This window comes from Ruegeria sp. BHSB064 (assembly GCF_059613205.1).
Genome location: NZ_JBXWSB010000026.1, coordinates 32904 through 49111, shown reverse-complemented (window position 1 = coordinate 49111; position 16208 = coordinate 32904). Strand labels below are relative to the sequence as shown.

General features: G+C 58.3%; 15 protein-coding genes. 8 read left to right on the top strand and 7 right to left on the bottom strand.

Going from position 1 to position 16208, the window contains the following annotated elements; translation table 11 throughout:
* Together AC2FNU_RS08825 and AC2FNU_RS08820 are read left to right on the top strand one after the other, a co-directional pair.
* On the top strand, positions 1-150 hold a 150-nt coding region (locus tag AC2FNU_RS08825), incomplete at its 5' end, for a cold-shock protein (RefSeq protein WP_496787305.1).
* Between the two features lie 163 nt (positions 151-313).
* The gene (locus tag AC2FNU_RS08820) at positions 314-868 is read left to right on the top strand and encodes a L,D-transpeptidase (protein ID WP_171647348.1); all 555 of its coding nucleotides are present in this window, start codon (positions 314-316) and stop codon (positions 866-868) included.
* A gap of 6 nt (positions 869-874) precedes the next feature.
* On the opposite strand, the gene AC2FNU_RS08815 is transcribed toward AC2FNU_RS08820, so the two are convergent.
* Positions 875-1498, bottom strand: coding sequence for an arylesterase (locus AC2FNU_RS08815; protein ID WP_496787300.1), 624 nt, complete (start codon positions 1496-1498; stop codon positions 875-877).
* A 66-nt stretch (positions 1499-1564) separates the two neighbouring features.
* On the opposite strand from AC2FNU_RS08815, the gene AC2FNU_RS08810 reads away from it, so the two are divergent.
* Both AC2FNU_RS08810 and AC2FNU_RS08805 read left to right on the top strand, forming a co-directional pair.
* Positions 1565-2260, top strand: a complete 696-nt coding sequence (locus AC2FNU_RS08810; RefSeq protein WP_496787297.1) for an ABC transporter ATP-binding protein — start codon at positions 1565-1567, stop codon at positions 2258-2260.
* A complete protein-coding gene (locus AC2FNU_RS08805; RefSeq protein WP_496787293.1) occupies positions 2257-4785 on the top strand; it encodes an ABC transporter permease in 2529 nt (842 codons plus the stop codon). Before AC2FNU_RS08810 ends, AC2FNU_RS08805 begins: the two co-directional genes overlap by 4 nt.
* A gap of 2 nt (positions 4786-4787) precedes the next feature.
* Here the strand turns inward: AC2FNU_RS08805 and AC2FNU_RS08800 are convergent, their stop codons facing one another.
* Positions 4788-5234, bottom strand: a complete 447-nt coding sequence (locus AC2FNU_RS08800) for an RrF2 family transcriptional regulator (RefSeq protein WP_171093544.1) — start codon at positions 5232-5234, stop codon at positions 4788-4790.
* A gap of 93 nt (positions 5235-5327) precedes the next feature.
* Here AC2FNU_RS08800 and AC2FNU_RS08795 point away from each other — a divergent pair, with 93 nt between their 5' ends.
* The gene (locus tag AC2FNU_RS08795; RefSeq protein WP_496787288.1) at positions 5328-5939 is read left to right on the top strand and encodes a gamma-glutamylcyclotransferase family protein; all 612 of its coding nucleotides are present in this window, start codon (positions 5328-5330) and stop codon (positions 5937-5939) included.
* A gap of 26 nt (positions 5940-5965) precedes the next feature.
* Here AC2FNU_RS08795 and gltX read toward each other — a convergent pair whose 3' ends face one another.
* On the bottom strand, positions 5966-7291 hold the full coding sequence (gene gltX / locus AC2FNU_RS08790; protein WP_496787285.1) for a glutamate--tRNA ligase: 1326 nt from the start codon (positions 7289-7291) through the stop codon (positions 5966-5968).
* Between the two features lie 141 nt (positions 7292-7432).
* On the opposite strand from gltX, the gene AC2FNU_RS08785 reads away from it, so the two are divergent.
* Entirely contained in the window at positions 7433-8365 is a 933-nt protein-coding gene (locus AC2FNU_RS08785; protein WP_496787279.1) for an MBL fold metallo-hydrolase, read from the top strand.
* Between the two features lie 4 nt (positions 8366-8369).
* On the opposite strand, the gene AC2FNU_RS08780 is transcribed toward AC2FNU_RS08785, so the two are convergent.
* The 3 genes from AC2FNU_RS08780 to AC2FNU_RS08770 all read right to left on the bottom strand — a co-directional run bounded on the left by AC2FNU_RS08780 (position 8370) and on the right by AC2FNU_RS08770 (position 12036).
* The gene (locus AC2FNU_RS08780; RefSeq protein ID WP_496787274.1) at positions 8370-9701 is read right to left on the bottom strand and encodes an NAD(P)/FAD-dependent oxidoreductase; all 1332 of its coding nucleotides are present in this window, start codon (positions 9699-9701) and stop codon (positions 8370-8372) included.
* 137 nt (positions 9702-9838) lie between these two features.
* Positions 9839-10042: a hypothetical protein gene (locus AC2FNU_RS08775; protein WP_496787272.1), complete on the bottom strand. Its 204-nt coding sequence runs from the start codon at positions 10040-10042 to the stop codon at positions 9839-9841.
* A gap of 335 nt (positions 10043-10377) precedes the next feature.
* Entirely contained in the window at positions 10378-12036 is a 1659-nt protein-coding gene (locus AC2FNU_RS08770) for an NAD+ synthase (protein WP_496787267.1), read from the bottom strand.
* A gap of 154 nt (positions 12037-12190) precedes the next feature.
* Here AC2FNU_RS08770 and AC2FNU_RS08765 point away from each other — a divergent pair, with 154 nt between their 5' ends.
* Entirely contained in the window at positions 12191-13672 is a 1482-nt protein-coding gene (locus AC2FNU_RS08765; RefSeq protein ID WP_496787262.1) for an MORN repeat-containing protein, read from the top strand.
* Between the two features lie 4 nt (positions 13673-13676).
* Here the strand turns inward: AC2FNU_RS08765 and AC2FNU_RS08760 are convergent, their stop codons facing one another.
* Entirely contained in the window at positions 13677-14342 is a 666-nt protein-coding gene (locus AC2FNU_RS08760; protein ID WP_496787260.1) for an SDR family NAD(P)-dependent oxidoreductase, read from the bottom strand.
* A gap of 291 nt (positions 14343-14633) precedes the next feature.
* Here AC2FNU_RS08760 and AC2FNU_RS08755 point away from each other — a divergent pair, with 291 nt between their 5' ends.
* Positions 14634-16202 (top strand): 2-isopropylmalate synthase, encoded by a 1569-nt coding sequence (locus tag AC2FNU_RS08755; RefSeq protein WP_496787256.1) that lies wholly within the window; start codon positions 14634-14636, stop codon positions 16200-16202.
* Positions 16203-16208: the final 6 nt, after the last annotated feature.

Genomic DNA, 16208 nt, shown 5'->3' with positions numbered 1-16208 from the left:
CCCGAAGATGGCGGCAAAGACATCTTCGTTCACATCTCGTCCGTCGAACGCTCGGGCCTGACCGGTCTGGCCGACAACCAGAAGGTCACGTATGAGCTGCGCGCTGGTCGTGACGGTCGCGAAAGCGCCGACAACATCCAGCTGGCCTAAGCCAGTCTAAGGGTAAGGCATGGCCTTGCCCTTTCCTTCCCGCTCGCCTGCGTGGCGGACGGAACACATCACGACCACGTGATGATTGCCCCAGAATTGACCAAATATCATATCATACTGAAACTGTTCTAAAGTTTCATTGGTCATTCGATGAGGGTTCTTGATGTTTACACGCCGTGTTTTTCTGGCCGGAACAGCTGCCAGCCTGTTGCCGGGAATCGCCAGCGCCAAGAAAGCGGTTGAGTATGATCCGACACCGCAATTCGTGCGCATCAAAAAGCAATTCGTGCCCGGACAGCTACTTGTCGCCCCGCGCTCGTTCTACCTTTACTACGTGACTGAGCCTCGCAAGGCGATCCGCTATGGCTGTGGGGTCGGTAAGGCGGGATTGGAGTTCACCGGGACGGCGACGATCGCCGTGAAAAAGGAATGGCCGACCTGGCGCCCCACCGACGAGATGATCGAACGCGACCCGGTGGCCTACGCAAAATTCAAGGACAATGACTATGTCCAACCCGGTGGCGGAGATAACCCTCTGGGTGCGCGGGCGCTGTATCTGTTCCAGAACGGTGTCGACACGTATTTCCGCATCCACGGAACAACGCAGCCGCAAACCATTGGTCATGCAGTGTCAAACGGGTGCGTCCGGATGCTCAACGAACATGTCATTGACTTGTACAATCGCGTCCCAATCGGAACAGTGGTCACGGTCGTCTGATCAAACTCAGGGGGCCGCTGCCTGCCCAACAAGCTCCAGAACCGACGGGCCCAGCGCATCCACGATCCGGGCGACCCCTTCCGCGTTTGGATGAATGCCGTCGGCCTGCATGAATTGCGACACTGCGCCGGGATCACCCTCGGCTGCGAGCCCTTCAAAGAAACTGCTGACGAACAAGGTTTCATAGTCCCGAGCCAATTCGGGATACATGGCGTCAAAGGCCCGCTTGTAATCGGCCCCATAATTGCCGGGGGCCTGCATGCCAACGAGCAGAACGGCAACATCCCCCGCCCGTGCAACCTCAAGTATCTTGCTCAAATTGGCCCGCGAGACGGCAGGATCGATCCCGCGCAGCAGATCGTTTCCGCCCAAGGCAACGATCATTCCATCCACGTCCGGTGTCAGGGTCCATTCCACCCGTGCGGCCCCACCCGCCGTTGTGTCGCCCGAGACTCCGGCATTGATCACCTGCACATCTGCTCCTTGACCCTCAAGCCAACGGTCAAGCTGTGGAACAAACCCGTCTTCTTCCACCAGCCCATAGCCTTGCGTCAGCGAATCCCCCAAGGCGGCAATCACCACTTGCTCGGCTGTGGCCGTGAAACCGCAGAAGATAAACAGACCTGTCATCAAAGCCTTGCGCAATGAGGTGATCGCTCCATATCCCAAATGACCGCTCCTGAATCGGGTAAACCCATGACATCTGCCGTTCTCACTCTCCAAAATGCTGCTTTGTCTCTGGATGGCAATGCCGGACGGGTCGATATTCTGCATGACATTACGTTGTCTGTGACCAAGGGTGAGACACTCGGCCTGATTGGACCGTCCGGGTCGGGCAAATCCTCGCTGCTGATGTTGATGGGTGGGCTGGAACAAGCGACCAGTGGGCAGATCACCGCGCTGGGTCAGTACCTGACCAACATGGACGAAGATGCACTGGCCCGCTTTCGACGCAACAACATGGGCGTGGTGTTTCAGAATTTCCACCTGATCCCGACCATGACAGCGCTGGAGAACGTGGCAACCCCGCTGGAGCTGGCCGGTGAAAAGGATGCATTCGACCGCGCCGAGGCTGAGCTGGACGCCGTTGGGCTATCGCATCGGCGCGATCATTACCCGGCGCAATTGTCGGGTGGTGAACAGCAAAGGGTGGCCCTTGCCCGTGCCTCAGCGCCGCGTCCCAAGATCTTGTTGGCGGACGAACCGACCGGGAATCTGGACGAAACCAACGGTGCCGCGATTGTCGATCTGCTGTTCGGACTGCGCCAGAAATACGAGGCGACCCTGGTTCTTGTGACACACAGCCATTCTCTGGCGGAACGCTGTGACCGGGTCGTTCGTTTGCGCGATGGCAGAATCGCGGACGAAACCCGACAGCAGGCCGCCGAATGAGCCTGCGGCTGGCAGGGCGGCTCGCCCGTCGCGAGCTACGCGGCGGCTTGCGGGGATTTCGGATCTTTCTGGCTTGCCTGGCTCTCGGTGTCGCCGCAATCGCAGCCGTCGGGTCGGTGCGGCAAGCCATTCAAACCGGATTGGCGCAGGAAGGTGCTTCGCTTTTGGGCGGCGACGCCCAGCTTGAGTTCACCTATCGCTTTGCCGACGAGGCAGAGCGCGCCTGGATGCAGCAAACAGCCGAACAAGTGTCCGAGATCGTCGATTTCCGCTCGATGGCTGTTGTACCCCGCGCCGACGGACCGGAGCGCGCACTGACGCAAGTGAAATCCATCGACACTGCGTACCCCTTGATTGGTTCGGTCAGGCTGGATCCTGACATTGCACTGGATGACGCCCTGAACGGGACATCCGGTTTGCCCGGAGCGATAATGGAGCGCGTACTGATCGACCGGCTTGGGCTGACTGTTGGTGATCGCTTCAAGCTTGGGACGCAGGAATTTGTCCTGACAGCCGCACTGGTGAACGAACCCGACAGCGCGGCAGATGGGTTTGGCCTTGGACCGCGCACATTGGTTCGAACCGAGGCGCTACAGACCTCCGGGTTGTTGGAACCCGGTACTTTGTTTTCGACCAAATACCGATTGAACCTGCCAGACACGATTGTTCTTTCCGAAATCGCCGCCGAAGCTGACAAAGCCTTCGACGGCACGGGAATGCGATGGAGCGATGCGCGCAACGGTGCCCCCGGTATTTCCGAGTTTGTCGGCCGCCTCAGCGCCTTTCTCGTCCTTGTTGGTCTGTCGGGCCTTGCCGTAGGTGGTATCGGAGTTTCTGCCGCCGTGCGCGCTTATCTGACCCAAAAAACGGAAACCGTTGCGACCCTGCGCACCTTGGGTGCCGATCGCGCAACGATTTTTCAAACCTACATGCTTCAGATCGGCGTGCTGTCGGTCATCGGAATCGTGATCGGCCTGGCGCTGGGTGGGCTGGCTCCGCTGCTTCTGGCACCTCTGTTGGAAAGCCAGTTGCCGGTTCCGGCAGTATTCTCTCTCTATCCGCAACCACTGATCGAGGCCGCAATCTATGGGTTGCTTACCGCATTTCTGTTCACGCTTTGGCCATTGGCCAGAACCGAAGACGTGCGGGCCGCAACCCTATTTCGCGATGCGCTGAGCACGGCCCGAGCGATCCCACGCCCGATCTACGTCGTTGCCACAGGAATTGGACTTGTGTTGCTTGTCACCGTTGCCGCCTGGTTCAGCGGATCCACTCAATTGACTCTTTGGACAAGCGGCGGGCTTGTGGGCGCGTTGGTTTTGCTGACCCTCTCAGCCTATGCGATTCGCAAACTGGCCCGGGCCGGAGCGCCTCTGGCACGTGGACGTCCAGCGCTACGATGGGCCCTGTCCGCAATTTCAGACCCGCGTGAAGGCGCAGGCTCGGTGGTTCTGTCGCTTGGTCTGGGCTTGTCGGTTCTGGCCGCAGTTGGACAGATTGACGGCACGCTGCGCAACGCGATCTCAGGCAATCTGCCGGACGTAGCGCCCTCGTATTTCTTCGTCGATATCCAGAAGGACCAGATGCCAGGCTTTACCGATCGCCTGAACTCGGACCCTGCTGTCAGCCGCATCGAAAGTGCACCAATGCTGCGCGGGATCATCACGCAGATCAATGGCCGCCCTGCCCGTGATGTGGCTGGTGATCATTGGGTGCTCGAAGGAGACCGTGGTGTCACCTATTCTGCCCAACCTCCGGCAAACGCAAACGTAACCGACGGGGAGTGGTGGGCCGAGGATTACTCGGGCACGCCTCAGGTCAGCTTTGCTGCAGAAGAAGCCGCCGAAATGGGCCTGCAACTTGGCGATCAACTGACCGTCAATATCCTTGGTCGCGACATTACGGCAGAACTGACATCCCTGCGCGAAGTGGATTTTTCAACCGCAGGCATGGGATTCATCATGTCGATGAACCCCTCTGCACTGTCCGGTGCACCGCACAGTTTCATCGCCACTGTCTATGCAGAAGAGCAGGCCGAGGCTGCCATCCTCAGGGATCTCGCCGGCCAGTTCCCCAACATCACGGCCATTCGCGTACGCGATGCCATCGACCGTGTCTCGGGCCTGCTGGCCGGCATCGCCGTCGCCACTTCTTACGGCGCAGGTGTGTCCTTGCTAACCGGGTTTCTGGTCTTGATCGGAGCGGCAGCGGCAGGCGAACCTGCCCGCAGATACGAAGCGGCCATCCTGAAAACCCTCGGGGCCAACCGGGGCCGCATCCTGCGCAGCTTTGGCCTGCGCTCTGTCTTGTTGGGGGCCGCCGCAGGCTGCGTCGCCTTGCTGGTTGGCATTCTGGGCGGATGGGCCGTTGCCACCTACATATTCGAGACGGATTTTGCGATCATCTGGTCTTCGGCCCTCGGCATTGTTCTGGCCGGGATCGGCGTCACGCTTTGCGCAGGTCTTGCCTTTGCGCTACGTCCGCTTTCGGCCCGACCAGCCCGTATCCTGCGCGCCAGCGACTGAACTCAGCGCACACAGGCCACGGGCTGCAGAAGTTTCAGCAACGGATCATTGTCACAGACCAAGGCATCCAGCGAAACTTCATCGAGAGAGGCGTAAAACACCTCAGCCGCATCCTGCAGCGCCAGCCGCAACCGGCAGGCATCCGTCAAGGGGCAGGTATTGTCCGCATCCGCAAAGCACTCGGCAATGGGCAAGGCCCCTTCGACATGCCGGAAAACGGCACCGATCCGAATTTCTTCCGCCGGACGCGCCAGGGACATGCCACCATTGCGCCCCCGCTGCGTGCTCAGATAGTTCAACTGGCTCAGTTGATTGATCACCTGTGCCAGATGGTTTTCCGAGATGTTGCACACCTCGGCAATTTCCGCCTTCGTGACCAACCTGTCCGGATGCGCTGCGCAATACATCAACAGGCGCACGGCGATATTCGTCCGTTTGGTAATCCGCATGAGGGCCTCCCTGAATTCAAGATGCAGCCTTATTGCATGTCCGGGAAAAAAGCGGTTTGACATACATCAATCGATCAAAAGGACGCCTTATCCATGCCTGACCCCTATTTCTTTGGCTATGGCAGCCTTGTGAACCTCGCCACCCATGATTTTCCCGACCCGCGCCCGGCAAAATTGAAAGGCTGGAAACGGGCGTGGCGCCATACCGACTTACGTCCGGTCGCGTTCCTGACCGCAATTCCCGACCCCGAGTCCGAGATCGAAGGCATGATCGCCCATGTGCCCAAAAACGACTGGGCCGCACTGGATCAGCGGGAATGGGCCTATGACCGGGTTCCGGCAACGGATTCGATTTCACACACCCTGACACATGATGTCGAAATCGCGGTTTATGCGGTGCCCCATGACCGGCACACCGCGCCCAGCAATCACCATCCCTTGCTGCTCAGTTACATCGATGTGGTAGTGCAGGGATATCTGAGGGCGTTTGGACAAGACGGTGTGGACCGGTTCTTTGCCACAACCGACGGCTGGGACGCGCCTGTTGTGAATGACCGGGCCGAGCCGAAATATCCCCGCCACCAACAGCTCAAACCTGACGAGACAGCATTTGTAGATGATCGCCTGGAGCGCGCATCGGTAAAGATCATCCAGCCAAACCAACAAAAAGAGGCAGACGAACTGCCTGCCTCTTTCAAATTCTAAGCTTACATCTTTTCGGTACGGGGCGCTCAGCCCCGTGCGCGGATCACTTGCAGCAAGGGCAGCAGAGCCGCCATTTCCGGACCCCGCTCCATCCCGGTCAGGGCTTTGCGCAGCGGCATGAACAGACCTTTGCCCTTACGGCCTGTCGCCTCTTTCACCGCTTTGGTCCAAGCACCCCACGTCTCGCCATCAAACGGGCCGTCGGGCAGCAAAGCGATCGCTTCGGCAATAAACTCGCGATCTTCATCGGCAATCAAAGGCTCGGCCCCATCGCGGCACAGTTCCCACCAGCCTTTCAGATCGGCCAGAGTTGTGATGTTTTCGCGCGCCATGGCCCAGAAGGGTTCTGCCAAGTCAGCTGGAACCCCAGCATCCGCCACCGCATCACCTACATCTGCCAGCGGCAGCGATTGCAGGTGCTTGGCGGTCAGCGGGAACAGGTCTTGCACGTCGAACTTGGTCGGCGCCGCACCAAACCGGTTCACATCAAACCCTTCAATCAATTCCGCCATGTCCGAGCGCAACTCAACCGGGTCAGATGACCCCAAACGCGCCATCAGGCTCAGCAACGCCATCGGCTGCACGCCCTGTTCGCGCAGGTCGCGCAACGCCAGCGTGCCCAAACGTTTCGAAAGGGCCTCACCCTGCGGGCCGGTCAGCAGCGAGTGGTGGGCAAAACGGGGACACTGTCCGCCCAGCGCTTCGATGATCTGGATCTGCGTAGCGGTGTTGGTCACGTGGTCCGAGCCCCGCACCACATCGGTCACACCCATTTCGGTATCGTCCACAACGGACGCAATTGTATAGAGCACCTGGCCGTCACCACGGATCAGCACTGGGTCAGACACCGAAGCAGCATCAATCGAGATGTCGCCCAGAATACCGTCATTCCACTCGATACGCTCATGATCCAGCTTGAAGCGCCATACCCCGTTGCCACGTTCGGCGCGCAGGGCGTCTTTTTCGGCATCTGACAGGTTCAGCGCGGCCCGGTCATAGACCGGTGGCTTGCCCATGTTCAGTTGCTTCTTGCGTTTCAGGTCCAGCTCGGTCGGCGTCTCAAACGCCTCATAGAAACGACCCATCTCACGCAGCTTGTCGGCAGCTTCGGCATAGCGGTCCAGACGGTCCGACTGGCGTTCAACCTTGTCCCAATGCAGACCCAGCCACTCCAGATCCTGCTTGATGGCATCGACATATTCTTCCTTCGAGCGCTCGGGATCAGTATCGTCAATACGCAGGATGAATGTACCGCCAGCCTTGCGGGCGATCAGATAGTTCATCAGGGCGGTGCGCAGGTTGCCCACATGGATGTAACCGGTGGGCGACGGGGCGAAACGGGTGGTTGTCATGGATGTCTCCTGTTGGCGCGGCTCTTGTCACAGGATCGGCGATTTGTCCAGTCAACAGACCTGTTCACAGCAACGTCAGGTGGCAAGACTACACTTCAGACCTATCTAAAGAATTGCTGGCACTGACAGGGAGACCCCAAAATGACTATCAAACTGACCCGCCGGGCTGCACTTGGTGCGGCAGCGGCTTTACCTTTTGCCTCTGCCGCTACGCCAATTTTGGCCGCGGGAACCGAAACCAAAGCGAAATCAACCATCGCCAGATCGTTTGCTCTGGGTGATTTCACTGTCACCACATTGCTGGACGGCAGCGTCCCGCGCGATGACGCCAAAGCGCTGTTTGGCCAGGACGTGTCAGATGAAGATTTCGCAAAAGTATCAGCCGAAAACTTCATCTCACCCGACGTGGCGCAGTTCTTCTTCACCCCAACGCTGGTCAATACAGGATCCGAACTTGTTCTGTTTGACACCGGCCTGGGTCAGGGCGGCATTCAGACAGCTTTGGCCGATGCGGGCGTCACGCCCGATCAGATCGACGTGGTTGTCATCACTCATATGCACCCCGACCACATTGGCGGCATGACCACCGACGACGCGCCGACCTTCCCGAATGCACGCTATGTCACCGCATCGTCCGAATACGATTTCTGGTCCGGGATGGAGGCAGGAAACCGTGTCGGCGACATGGTCGCGGCCAAGGTCACGCCATTGGCCGAAAAGATGAGCTTTATCGAGGACGGGGGCGAAGTGTCGTCCGGAATCACGGCCATCGCTGCTTATGGACATACGCCCGGCCACACGGTTTTCCATCTGGAAAGCAACGGTCAGCGGCTGGTTCTAACGGCCGATTTGGCCAACCACTATGTCTGGTCCTTTGCCCACCCTGAATGGGGCTTTAGCTTTGACGCCGACAAAGAAGCTGCGACTGCATCGCGGCGTAATGTTCTGGGAATGCTGGCCGCAGATAAGGTGCCGATGATCGGCTATCACATGCCGTTTCCAGCCGCTGGCTTTGTAGAGACACGCGGCGAAGGCTTCCGCTTTGTTCCGGTCAGCTATCAGATGATGGGCTAAGCCACTAAAACCCCGGATCCGGCCGCACTTTCGAACCGTCGGTGAAACGCGACAGGCGAAACGCGGTCGGATCCACGCAAGGCGTCGTTTCAGCAACGAGATCGGCGATCAATCGCCCGGCACCTGAGCCAATGCCAAATCCATGGCCAGAGAATCCTGTGCCAATGAATAGGCCCGGCAACTCATCAACACCTGAGATCACCGGAATCGCATCCGGCGTAACGTCGATCATTCCAGCCCAACTTTGCACAACTTCGCTGTTCAGCAGTGCCGGGAACCCTTTACAGGCGCTGTCCCAAGCGTGTCGCAACACCTTTTGCGATGGCTCAGGGTCCAAAATTCGGCACTGTTCGAACGGCGTCACATCGGTGGGCAACCATCGCCGATCGTGTCGCGCTTCGATCGTCCAGCGTTTGGACAAGCGAAAACGCAGAGATTTCCACTCTTGCGCAAAGGCAGGAAGGAACTGCTTCGCAAGCCGGAAACTGTCAGGCACGATGTCCACTGTGTTCTCGTGGCCAGACGCAATGGTATAGCCGCCGTCAGCGCGCTTGCGGACCGCAAAATCGTCGGACCACAACGCGGGTCCGGGCCCATCTTGCACGGGGGATGTGCGCAGGACCGTATTCAGAACCTTGAGTTGCGGCAGCTCGACGCCCGCGTTGCCAGCAAACAACCGTGACCAAGCCCCACCTGCCAGGACAACCCGGTCGCAGGCCACCTTTCCACGCTCTGTAAAGACACCCGAGACACGCCCGTCTTGAATATCCAAACTTCGTACGGCGCATTGCGTCATGATCACTGCGCCCCGGTTTCGTGCAGCCTCGGCTATGGCCGGAACAGCCCATTGCGGCTCGGCCCGACCGTCCTGCGGCATGTAAAGCGCTGTTTGCAAACCCGTTTGATGCCCTTGCAGCAAATCGGAAAGCTCACCGCCGGACACCATCCGAGCCCCGGTCTGCAAGCCCTCAACATGTCGCATCCACTTTTGCAGGTTGGCTGCATCTCTTGCGCCAGAGGCCCCAAAAAGGATGCCGGATTGGGTATAGCCTGTTTCGCGCCCCAAACGCTCGTCCAGCGTTTGCCAAATGCGCAACGCCTCTTGCATCAGGGGAATTTCCCTTGGGTCTCGCATACCAAGACGCACCCAACCCCAGTTGCGCGAACTCTGCTCGGCTGCGATCTGACCCTTTTCACATAAAAGTACAGAAGCGCCGCGTTCAGCCAGTTCCAATGCAGTTGAAACGCCGATGATGCCGCCGCCAATGACAACAACATCCACAAGTTTAGGCAGGGCCAGATCAGATTCGACGGGGGTCGGTTTGGGTGCGGTCATCAACAGGTCTTATTCGGTCGCTTGGACCAGTATGGAGACCTGCCTACCGTGGATAAGCAATGTGAATTGCGAGCGTTCTTGCAGTATTTTCGACACCTGTGGCTCAGGTGCCGAAATCAGTGTCAGCGAAAAGCGTCTTAGGCCGCGCCGGACAATTCCGCCCATTTCTGGCGCAGGATCGCGGACAGCCCGTTTTGTTTGGATGTCGCTTGAGTTGTCACTTCCTTTTGCGGCAGCAATCTCGGAAACTCGGTTCGGTAATTGAGCGCAGCAAGCTCATCCAGTTCTCGCTGTTCCTCCATTAAATTGGCAATGGCCGCGTCCAGCTTTTCTTCATCCATTTTTTGCGGTTGCGACTTTATTGACCGCCATTTCAAAGGTGCATGAAGCGATCTATCATATTCCTTGTACATGTTTACACCACACCGTTCACTCAGACATTCCACCCAGGATGCGTCGCTCGTACCGCAAACCAAATCTACGCGTACCAGTTAAAATGCGTCGCACCCGCCCTACATAGGGCAACTTCCAAGCAAAAATGTGGCAGAAAAATGTCGCACAGGCAAGCTTGAGGCAGCCGTAACCTCTTCAAATCAAACCCAATTTGTCACGAATGGGCTACAATAAAAATATTGTTAATCCACTGTTTCCGGATGAGCTACAGAGCCCATGGTATTCAGCTCCGGTCGCGCCAACGATTCACAATTGGATAGCGTCGATCCAGCCAGAACGCCCGCTTGCTGAGGCGCGTACCGGGGGCAGACTGGAACCGTTTGTATTCACTGATGTAAATCAGATGTTCAACCCGCCGGGCCTCGGCGTCGTCATACCCGGCAGCGACGCAGTCGGCGATTGAGCCATCCTGATCGACGAGAATCTCCAGGATACCGTCCAGCACCGGGTAATCGGGCAAGCTGTCGCTGTCCTTTTGATCTTCGCGCAACTCCGCACTTGGCGGTTTGTCGATAACCGACGGGCGGATCACCTCGCCTTCAGGGCCCATCATCCAGTCGCGATGATTGGCATTGCGCCAACGGCAGGTTTCAAACACGCGGGTTTTGTACAGATCCTTGATCGGATTATAGCCGCCGTTCATATCCCCATAGATCGTGGCATAGCCCACCGCGACCTCGGACTTGTTGCCGGTGGTCAACAGCATTTCACCAAACTTGTTCGAGATCGCCATCAACAGCAGCCCACGCAGACGGGACTGAATGTTTTCCTCGGTCAACCCTTCGTCGAGCCCTGCAAACAAAGGCGCCAGAGTATTTGTGACCGCAGCACGGCCTTCGGAAATCGGCACAAAATCATAATGCACGCCCAATGCCTTGGCGACGGCTTCCGCATCGTCCAGGGACGCCTGACTGGTATATTCCGACGGCAACATCACGCAGCGCACGTTGTCGGCCCCGATGGCATCGACGGCGATGGCCGCCACCAACGCAGAATCGACGCCCCCGGACAGACCAAGAAGCGCCTTCTTGAAACCCGTCTTGCCCATATAGTCGCGCAGCGACTGCACCATAGCGCGGTAATCCTGTTCCCACACATCAGGCTGGGGAATGATTTCGGCAGGCGCGATCAGCCAGCCATCGTCACCACGCTCCAGGTCCACATGTGAGACGGTTTCGTCAAAAACAGGCAGCCGGAAGGCCAGCTCTCCGCCCGGATTCAGGCCAAAGCTGGCTCCGTCAAAGACCTGATCGTCCTGCCCGCCCACCATGTTCAGGTAAATCAGTGGCAAACCCGTTTCGACCACACGTGCCACCATATGGTTCAGGCGCACGTCATACTTGTCGCGGAAATAGGGCGAGCCGTTGGGGATCAGCAAAAACTCGGCACCGGTTTCTTCGAGCGTTTCTGCCACGTCCGGATGCCACCCATCTTCGCAGATCGGGCTGCCAATTCGGAAGCTCCCAACCGAATACGGCCCACCCAGCGGACCGGCATCATACAGACGCACTTCGTCAAAAACGGTTTCGTTCGGCAAATGATGTTTCAAGACCTTGCTGGTGATCCGTCCGTTTTTGAGGATCAGGTAGGCGTTGAACAACTTGTCCTCTTCCGCCCAAGGCGCGCCAATGGCAATCGCTGGTCCGTCTGCGCATGTTTTGGCCAACGCCTCGACCGCCGCCATGGCCGCACGGTGGAACACTGGCTTCTGGATCAGATCCTGCGTGTTGTACCCGGTGATGAACATCTCGGGGAAAGCTACCAGATCAGCACCGGCTGCTTTGCCTTGCTCCCACGCGGAAACTGCTTTGGCTGTATTGCCCTCAATGTCGCCCACAGTGGGGTTCAGTTGCGCCAGAGTGATACGGAAACGGTCGGCCATACTGCCCTCTTGCCTCGTCTGTCCTATTGCCATTTAGCAGATCACCGCGCGAGTAAAAGGCCAATGCGGCAAAAGCCGTTGCCCTGCCCCCGGCGGTATCTTAGTTTTGCGTCCAAAGATGCAACCAGCGATGATCCGGCAGGCAGGACCAAAAATGAACGTAATACGATACTCGATTTTGGCAGCGGGGATGAGTCTGGCCGCGGCGATGGCGTTTGCACAAGACGGAACTGTCATCGTCAAGGATGACGAAGTTGGTGGCGTTTACGAGGGTACCTATGAAAACGGGTTGCGCCACGGGACGGGAACGTACCGGCTGCCCAACGGGTTCGAATACACCGGCCAGTGGGTCGAGGGCGAGATTCAGGGCCAGGGCGTGACCCGTTATCCGGACGGGTCGATCTATGAAGGCAGTTTTGCCAAAGGCCAGCCTGAAGGGCGCGGCAAGATCGTCTATGCCAATGGCAGCAGCTATGACGGTGAGTGGTCCAACGGGTCGATCAACGGCACGGGTGTTGCCGAATTTGCAAATGGCACGCGCTATGAAGGCGAGTTCAGGAACGCCCAGCGGCACGGCAAAGGTGTTCTGACCTTTCCCGACGGATACGTTTACGATGGCGACTGGGTAGATGGTCAGCGGCAAGGCAAGGCCAAGATCACTTATGCGGATGGCAGCGTGTATGAAGGCGACGTCAGTGCAGGATTGCGCGACGGCACTGGCACGCAAACCATGCCGGACGGCATGATCTATGCCGGTGAATGGGCGCAGGATCAGATCACTGGCACCGGGCGCCTGACCTATGCCAATGGGGACGTCTACGAAGGCGAGCTGGTAGAAGGGCGCCGACAAGGCAAAGGTAAAGTGACCCATGCACAAGGCGACGTGTATGAAGGTGACTTTGTCGATGATCGTCGCCAGGGCAAGGGCACGTTCACCGGCACCGACGGCTTTGTGTACACCGGCGATTGGAATCAGGGGCAGATCGAAGGTCTGGGCGAACTGACTTATCCCGATGGATCGGTCTATGTCGGCGATTTTGTTGCGGATCTGGCGGAAGGTACGGGCCGCATCACCTATCCTGATGGATCAACCTATGAAGGCGATTGGATTGCAGGAGTGATCGAGGGTCAGGGCACGGCCACTTATGCCAACGGTATGATCTACAAGGGCCAGTTCAAAAATGCGCAAAGCCATGGCAAGGGTGTTGTGACACGCGCGGATGGGTCGGTCTATGACGGAGACTGGGTCGATGGCGTTCGCCAGGGCAAGGGCAAGGCAACCTATTCCGACGGAACCATCTATACCGGTGATTTCCTGAACGGAAAACGGCATGGTAAAGGGGAAATCGTGACGCCTGCCGGTTTCAAATATGTGGGCGACTGGTCCGAAGGTAAGATCGAAGGCGTAGGCGTCGCCACCTATTCGAACGGCGACGTGTACGAAGGCAACTTTGTCGACAACAAGCGGCAGGGCAGCGGAACGATGCGCTATGCCAACGGGCAGGAAGAAACCGGCATTTGGGAAAACGGAGTTTTGCCGGGCCGGGCCTCTGACCAGCAAAGCGAGTCCGACACCCCCGATCCACAACCTGCGCCGGATGATCAGGCCGAAGAGCCGGAGGCGTCCGACGGGTAAACCCTCACCAAGGAACGGGTTTTCCGGCCCAATCAAAGAACCCGCCGGTATCCTCTGGTGTCAGCCCATTGATCACGGATATCAGGTTTTGGGCAGCGTCCTCAGGCTCTACTGCGGGGTGCCGGTTCAGATACTTCCGCGTAAACGCAGTTTTCACGGTTCCCGGATGCAAGGCGACACAAATCGCTTGTTTATGCGTTCGTGATAGTTCAATGGCCGAGGTATGGACAACCTGATTGACCGCAGCCTTGGCGGCCCGGTAGCTGATCCAGCCCCCCATCCGATTGTCCCCGATGGACCCCACGCGCGCCGAGAGAACCGCAAAAACCGACCGCTCTTTGCGCGGCAAAAGTCTGTGCGCCCGGCTCAGCACCAAAGCCGGACCTACCGCGTTGAGCGCAAATTGATCCATCATCGCCTTGGCTGAAACAGCACGAATTGTCTTTTCCGGTGCGGCCCCTTCGATCTCCAACGCGCCGGACGCGACCAGTATCAAGTCAAAGGGATGTGACAGCCCGTCAATGATCTGCAACGCACGGTCGGGGTCGGTTAGGTCGAACCCGTCCAATGACCGCGACAGGCCCGTCACCGAGACCCCTTGCGTTTCCAATTCCGTGCGCACGGCTGCGCCAATTCCGCCCGAGGCTCCGATGATCAATGCTGTTTTCATTCGCATCCAGCTAGCTGCGCGGAAGACACAATCAAGTTGGTCTGGAATTAGAAAGCCCGCACGTGACCTTAAGGGCGCAAATTGGTCTTTTCATTCCCGGCGGGCTCTGTATAACCTCAATCCCATGATCAACCATGCAGATATCTTTTGTGCCGACACCGCCCAGCGCGGTGCGTCTCTGCGTGGCCTACTGATCCTAATCCGCCTCTGAGCGTGCCATCCGGCGCGCCCGCTCAGAGGAGGACGCCCGCGCGCCAAGAAGGCTTTAGGACAGACAAGAAAGAGATTCCCATGACCAACGTGACCGACCAAGACCGCGTCTTGATCTTCGATACCACTTTGCGCGACGGCGAGCAGAGCCCCGGCGCGACCATGACCCATGACGAAAAGCTGGAGATTGCCGAGCTGCTGGACGAGATGGGCGTCGACATCATCGAAGCCGGTTTTCCGATCGCATCCGAAGGCGACTTCAAGGCCGTTTCCGAGATAGCGCAACGTTCTAAAAAAAGCCGCATCTGCGGTCTGGCGCGCGCTAACTTCGCCGACATTGACCGCTGTTGGGAGGCCGTGAAGCACGCCGAACAGAACCGGATTCACACCTTTATCGGCACCTCTCCGCTGCACCGCGCCATTCCGAACCTGACCATGGATGAGATGGCCGACAAGATCCACGAAACGGTCAGCCATGCGCGTAATCTGTGCGAGAACGTTCAGTGGTCGCCGATGGATGCGACGCGGACCGAGTGGGACTATCTGTGCCGCGTAATCGAGATTGCGATCAAGGCCGGGGCAACCACGATCAACATCCCTGACACCGTGGGATACACTGCGCCTGTCGAAAGCGCCGACCTGATCAAGCGCCTGATCGAAACGGTTCCAGGCGCGGATGAAGTGATCTTTGCCACCCATTGCCACAACGACCTGGGCATGGCGACCGCGAACTCGCTGGCGGCCGTAGCAGGCGGCGCGCGCCAGATCGAATGCACGATCAACGGGCTGGGTGAACGCGCAGGCAACACCGCGCTGGAAGAAGTCGTGATGGCGCTGCGCACACGTAACGACATCATGCCGTGGCACACGGGTATCGACACCACCAAGATCATGCACATCTCACGCAGGGTGGCGACGGTGTCGGGCTTTAACGTGCAGTTCAACAAGGCCATCGTCGGCAAGAACGCCTTTGCCCATGAAAGCGGCATCCATCAGGACGGGATGCTCAAGAACCGCGAAAACTTCGAGATCATGCGCCCCGAGGACATTGGCCTGTCCGGTACTTCTCTGCCGCTGGGCAAACACTCAGGCCGCGCGGCGCTGCGCGACAAGCTTGAGACTTTGGGTTTTGAGGTCGGTGACAACCAGTTGCGCGACATTTTCGTGCGGTTCAAGGATCTGGCTGACCGCAAGAAAGAGGTGTTTGACGACGACCTGATCGCGCTCATGACCATGGATGAGCATGATGACTATCTGCAGCTTGTCTCGATGAAAGTGACCTGCGGCACGGGTGGTCAGGCAGAATCCACGGTCGAGCTGGAAATGGATGGCAAGGACATTATCGCCACTGAACATGGCGACGGACCGGTGGACGCGACCTTCAAAGCGATCCGGGCCATCTATCCCAACACGGCCCGTTTGCAGCTGTATCAGGTTCACGCTGTCACCGAAGGCACCGACGCGCAGGCCACAGTGTCTGTTCGCCTCAGCGAGGACGGCATGATCGCAACCGGTCAATCTGCGAATACGGATACGGTTGTGGCCTCTGCCAAAGCCTATATCCACGCGCTGAACCGTTTGATTGTGCGCCGTGAAAAAACCGGCCCCGGCGTGGACACGCGCGAGATCAGTTACAAAGACCTGACCTGAACGGCC

Coding starts and splice junctions, on each gene's coding strand:
- AC2FNU_RS08820 (WP_171647348.1), top strand. CDS start 314: ATGTTTACACGCCGTGTTTTTCTGGCCGGAACAGCTGCCAGCCTGTTG.
- AC2FNU_RS08815 (WP_496787300.1), bottom strand. CDS start 1,498: ATGACAGGTCTGTTTATCTTCTGCGGTTTCACGGCCACAGCCGAGCAA.
- AC2FNU_RS08810 (WP_496787297.1), top strand. CDS start 1,565: ATGACATCTGCCGTTCTCACTCTCCAAAATGCTGCTTTGTCTCTGGAT.
- AC2FNU_RS08805 (WP_496787293.1), top strand. CDS start 2,257: ATGAGCCTGCGGCTGGCAGGGCGGCTCGCCCGTCGCGAGCTACGCGGC.
- AC2FNU_RS08800 (WP_171093544.1), bottom strand. CDS start 5,234: ATGCGGATTACCAAACGGACGAATATCGCCGTGCGCCTGTTGATGTAT.
- AC2FNU_RS08795 (WP_496787288.1), top strand. CDS start 5,328: ATGCCTGACCCCTATTTCTTTGGCTATGGCAGCCTTGTGAACCTCGCC.
- gltX (WP_496787285.1), bottom strand. CDS start 7,291: ATGACAACCACCCGTTTCGCCCCGTCGCCCACCGGTTACATCCATGTG.
- AC2FNU_RS08785 (WP_496787279.1), top strand. CDS start 7,433: ATGACTATCAAACTGACCCGCCGGGCTGCACTTGGTGCGGCAGCGGCT.
- AC2FNU_RS08780 (WP_496787274.1), bottom strand. CDS start 9,701: ATGACCGCACCCAAACCGACCCCCGTCGAATCTGATCTGGCCCTGCCT.
- AC2FNU_RS08775 (WP_496787272.1), bottom strand. CDS start 10,042: ATGGATGAAGAAAAGCTGGACGCGGCCATTGCCAATTTAATGGAGGAA.
- AC2FNU_RS08770 (WP_496787267.1), bottom strand. CDS start 12,036: ATGGCCGACCGTTTCCGTATCACTCTGGCGCAACTGAACCCCACTGTG.
- AC2FNU_RS08765 (WP_496787262.1), top strand. CDS start 12,191: ATGAACGTAATACGATACTCGATTTTGGCAGCGGGGATGAGTCTGGCC.
- AC2FNU_RS08760 (WP_496787260.1), bottom strand. CDS start 14,342: ATGAAAACAGCATTGATCATCGGAGCCTCGGGCGGAATTGGCGCAGCC.
- AC2FNU_RS08755 (WP_496787256.1), top strand. CDS start 14,634: ATGACCAACGTGACCGACCAAGACCGCGTCTTGATCTTCGATACCACT.